Source organism: Microcystis aeruginosa LEGE 91341 (genome assembly GCF_015206885.1).
GTDB classification, from domain to species: Bacteria; Cyanobacteriota; Cyanobacteriia; order Cyanobacteriales; family Microcystaceae; genus Microcystis; species Microcystis aeruginosa_H.
The window spans coordinates 1-2,263 of record NZ_JADEXY010000245.1; the positions used below are offsets into that span (position 1 = coordinate 1).

Sequence of the window (2,263 nt, forward strand, 5' to 3'; positions counted from 1 at the left end):
CCGATAGCTTGCGGTATTGACAAATGGGGCAGATGTTCTGATACTATGCACGACCACTGCTTGAGATATTTGTTTTTCAGCATTGCCTTTCACGATGCTCCTCTAAATCTCTAGCTTGATTTTCTCATCTTGAGTGTGTGACTGCTCACCTCTTTGTAATAAACCTACACCTGTCAGCCCTTAATAAGGGGGGCGCTGATTCGTTAAACTGAGCTTTTCTACCCAGTTATAAATCTGATCGCGATTTAGTCGATAGCTGAGGGGATGAGCGATTAATCGAGCGCTACTAGCAAATAATTCGTCAATTTCTACTAAACCATTTTCGCGTAAAGTTCGACCGGTGGAAACTAGGTCAACTATTGCTTCTGACATCCCCGTAATCGGGCCTAATTCTACGGAACCATAGAGAGGTATAATCTCGACGGGAATATCTAAACGACGAAAATAATCCTTAGCACAATTGACAAATTTTGAGGCAACTTTACCGTGATGGGGAATGTCTAGAGGACTTTGATAGGGACTATCAGCAGGGACAGCTACCGACATCCGACAATAACCAAATTTTAGGTCAATTAAATTAGCCACATCGGGAGATTTTTCCAATAAAATATCATAACCGGCGATGCCTAATTGTGCCTGACCGTATTCTACATAAACGGGGACATCTGTGGCTCTTACTAATAACGCTTTCGCTTGGTTAGTGGGGTCGGTAATCTGTAATTGGCGATTTTTTGAGTCAAGAAAGGCACTAAAGTCTAAGCCAATTTTCTGAAATATTTGGATACTTTCGTTTAGTAAAGCACCCTTCGGTAAGGCAATTGTTAGCATAGAGGGACTTATGAATTGGGGAGAGAGTAGTGGGGGGAAGTGGAAATTATGAATTATGAATTATGAATTGGGGTGTGGGGTGTAGGGAGTGGGGAGCGGGAATTATAAATTATGAATTATGAAGTGGGGATTGGGGAGAAGGGAGCAGGGAAAACAAATAAAAATAGTCTCCTGACTCCTATCTCCTATCTCCTATCTCCTGTCTCCTGACTCCTGACTCCTGACTCCTGACTCCTAACAGCTAAAATCATAACTGATAACTGAGATTGCAGTCAGTTCTCTAATGACCACATCAGCTAATTGTAAATCTTGATGGGTTTCTGGTTGCCAACTAATTGCGATCGCAGCTGCTGATTTTGCCTGTTTAGCCATTTCCCAATCAGCCCTAGTATCGCCTACCATCAGGGTTTTGTCCACGGCGGTCCCCAAAGCTTGACAGGTTTCTTGCAATAATAAGGGATCCGGTTTACTTAAACCTTGATCGCAGCCTCGGGCAATTTTAATATAATTTAATAGGTGATTTTCCTTGACAAATTGCTCAACTCGTGCTGTGGTATCGGAGGAAAGAATCGCCAATTGTAAACCGGCCGCGTGCAGATAACGAATTACTTCTAAACATTGGGGATAGAGGGGATTTAAGCGGGGGGGAACCTTTTCATCGGCCGCTTGGAAGGCCGCTTTTGCGATCGCCATGGCCGTTAACCAATCCTGGCCGGTGGAAGCAATACAACCAGCAGCGACGATATGATTATCTCTGCGGCTGCCCACTGCCATTAAACCAGCAGGATTGAGACTATTTGCCCCAATACCGAAAGTTTTAGTTAATAAAGACTCTAAACCAGGGATTTGCGATTCAATAGCTTGTATCCGGGCTATAGCTCGATCGTACCAGAAAGTCCGCGAATCCTCTAGCGTACCGTCCTTATCAAAAACAATCCCTTGAATATCTCTAAATTCTCGATTACCACAGCGAATTATCGGCAAATAAACCTCCTTATTTTTATCTATATTGTCAGTCATCATTTTAGCTGTCAGGGGACAGGATTCAGGAGACAGGAGACAGGATTCAGGAGATTATTTTTTATTTATTCTCCCCACTTCCCTACATCCCACACCCCACACCCCAATTCATAATTCATAATTCATAATTCATCATTATTTTTATTGAATGTCAGTCATTATTTTAGCTTTCAGGATTCAGGAGACAGGATTCAGGAGACAGGAGACAGGATTCAGGAGATTATTTTTTATTTATTCTCCCCACTTCCCTACATCCCACACCCCACACCCCAATTCATAATTCATAATTCATCATTATTTTTATTGAATGTCAGTCATTATTTTAGCTTTCAGGATTCAGGATTCAGGAGACAGGAGACAGGATTCAGGAGATTATTTTTTATTTATTCTCCCCACTTCCCTACATCCCACACCC

Annotated in this window: 2 protein-coding genes; both read right to left on the reverse strand. The window is 42.4% G+C overall.

The features are described from left to right. Window positions 1-180: 180 nt before the first annotated feature. Window positions 181-828 (reverse strand): ATP phosphoribosyltransferase, encoded by a 648-nt coding sequence (gene hisG, locus IQ234_RS20565; RefSeq protein WP_110580374.1) that lies wholly within the window; start codon window positions 826-828, stop codon window positions 181-183. Between the two features lie 234 nt (window positions 829-1,062). Then, window positions 1,063-1,851, reverse strand: a complete 789-nt coding sequence (locus IQ234_RS20570; protein WP_193958434.1) for an HAD family hydrolase — start codon at window positions 1,849-1,851, stop codon at window positions 1,063-1,065. Window positions 1,852-2,263: the final 412 nt, after the last annotated feature.